The following is a 2,092-nucleotide window of genomic DNA, read 5'->3' on the forward strand; positions in this document are numbered from 1 at the left end:
ATGCGCGCCTGGTCCGCGCGCGTCAGCGCCTCGGCGAGCTGCGCCTCCAGCCGCGCCACGCGGCTCGCCGCCGCCTCGGCGCGCGCGGTCGCATCCGCGAGCAGGGCCGAGAGCCGGTCGCGGTCGGTCCTGAGCGCGTCGCGCTCGGCGCCGATGCGGTCGCGCGCCGCCGTGGCGAGCTCGAGCTGGCGGCTGAGCGCATCGCGTGCGGCGGCCGCCGCCTGGAGATCGCTCGAGAGGCGCGCGACCGACCGGCGCAGCTCCTCGCTCTGCCCGCGCTCGAGCGCCAGCATGTCGGAGAGCTCCGCGATCTGCCGGTTCAGGCGCGCGAGCGCCTGGTCGCGGCCGGAGAGCGCGGCCGAGAGGAAGGCCTGCGCGAGGACGAAGACCAGCAGGACGAAGATGATGACCATCAGCAGCGTGGACAGCGCGTCCACGTAGCCGGGCCAGGGATCGAATCCCCCGCGGCCGCGCCGGGCTGCAGGCGTCGCCATGCGCTACACCATGCAGGAGGCGCCGCCCCCTGCCCCCCCGGCAGGGCCCCGCCGCCCCCGCCCCCCGTCGCCCCTCATCGCGGCTGGTCCTCCGCGATCGCCGCGATCGTGCGCGCGAGCAGCTTGATCTCGCTGCGGATCTCGTTGGTCGTCTGGGTGCGGCCCTGGATCATCTCCTCGAGCATGCGCGCGAGATAGAGCTCCACGTTGCGGATATGGCCGCGCGTCGCCTCGTCGATCGCTCCCTGCGCCTGCGCCTCGGCCAGCCGCGCCAGGACGGGCCGCAGCTCGCTCTGCCCCTCCGCCACCTTGAGCAGGAGCTGCTGGCTCGCCCGCATCTGGTCGGTGAGCTGGCCGAGCCGCTCGGTCAGCCCGATCACCGCCTGGTTCGCGGCGATCCGTCCCTCCTCGCCGCGCGCCAGCGTGCGCTGCAGGCCCTCGAGGTTCTCGGCGGTCTGCTCCAGGAGCGCCTGGACATAGACCGGCACCGACCCGCCCTCACCCTCGATCCCGCCGATCGCGCCCGAGGAGAGCCGCGTCTGCTGCGCCAGGAGGTCTTCCAGGTCGTTGAAGAAGCGGTTCTGCGCCTGGCCCGCGGTGAGGTCGAGGAACCCGAGCACCAGCGCCGCGGCGAGGCCGAACAGCGAGGTCGAGAACGCCGTGCCCATGCCGGCGAGCGGCGCCTGCAGCCCGCTCTGCAACTGGCCGAAGAGCTGCGTGATCTCGCCCGTGCCGATGCTCATCCCGCCGATCACCTCGCCGATCGCGTTGATCGTCAGGAGCAGGCCCCAGAACGTGCCCAGGAGGCCGAGGAAGATCAGCAGCCCCACCATGTAGCGGCTGAGCTCGCGGCTCTCGTCGAGCCGGCTCTGGATGCCGTCGAGCAGGCTGCGCATGGCGAGCGCCGAGAGCGTGAAGCGCTCGCGCTTCTCCGACAGCATCGCCGCCATCGGCGCGAGCAGCCTCGGCTGGCCGAGCCCGGCGAGCCCGGGCCTGTTGCGCTTGAAGGTCTCGAGCCACTCGACCTCGCGGGCGAGCGCCGTGACCTGGCGGAACGTGTAGAGGATGCCGATGAACAGCACGCCGAGGATCAGCGCGTTCAGCACCGGGTTCGCCTGGAAGGCGTGGATCAGATGCTCGTGCAGGATCGCCGCGAGCGCCAGCACCGCGGCGAGGAACCCGAGCATGCGGAGGACGAAGCGCCGCGGGCGTGTGATCATCGGGACGGTCCTACCAGCACATCGACGCGATCGGCCGGCCCGTCGCCGGCATTGAGCCCGAGCGCGCGCACGTCGATCCGTGTGGAGCGCACGCCCGCCTCCATCAGCGCGGTGCGCACCGCGAGGGCGCGGGTGAGCGAGGCGCGCCGGGCGAGGCTCGGATTGGCGGGATCGCCCCCAGCATAGGCGTTGACGGTCAGGCGGGTGGCCTCGTCCTCCGGCAGCGCGGCGGCGAGCGCGCGCAGCTCCGCGCGCATCGACGCGCTGAGCTCCTGGATGCCCGGCTCGAACAGGAGCTGCACCCGTGCCGGCGGGGATCCGGCCGGCGTGCGGGAAGGCGGCGGCGCGGCACGCGCAGGCTCGGGCCGGGCGGCGACC

Annotated in this window: 2 protein-coding genes and 1 pseudogene; all 3 read right to left on the reverse strand. The window is 73.6% G+C overall.

Translation table 11 applies throughout. The features are described from left to right. Window positions 1-494 (reverse strand): annotated as a pseudogene (locus FK498_RS18490) (hypothetical protein); the annotation flags it as partial. Window positions 495-568: 74 nt separating this feature from the next. Further along, complete coding sequence (locus FK498_RS18495) at window positions 569-1,714, reverse strand: MotA/TolQ/ExbB proton channel family protein (protein WP_141857147.1); 1,146 nt, start codon at window positions 1,712-1,714, stop codon at window positions 569-571. Beyond that, window positions 1,711-2,092: OmpA family protein (locus FK498_RS18500; RefSeq protein WP_141857149.1), on the reverse strand; the 382-nt coding region annotated here is incomplete at its 5' end. The genes FK498_RS18500 and FK498_RS18495, both read right to left, overlap by 4 nt.

This window comes from Elioraea sp. Yellowstone (assembly GCF_006704265.1).
Classification (GTDB): Bacteria; Pseudomonadota; Alphaproteobacteria; order Acetobacterales; family Acetobacteraceae; genus Elioraea.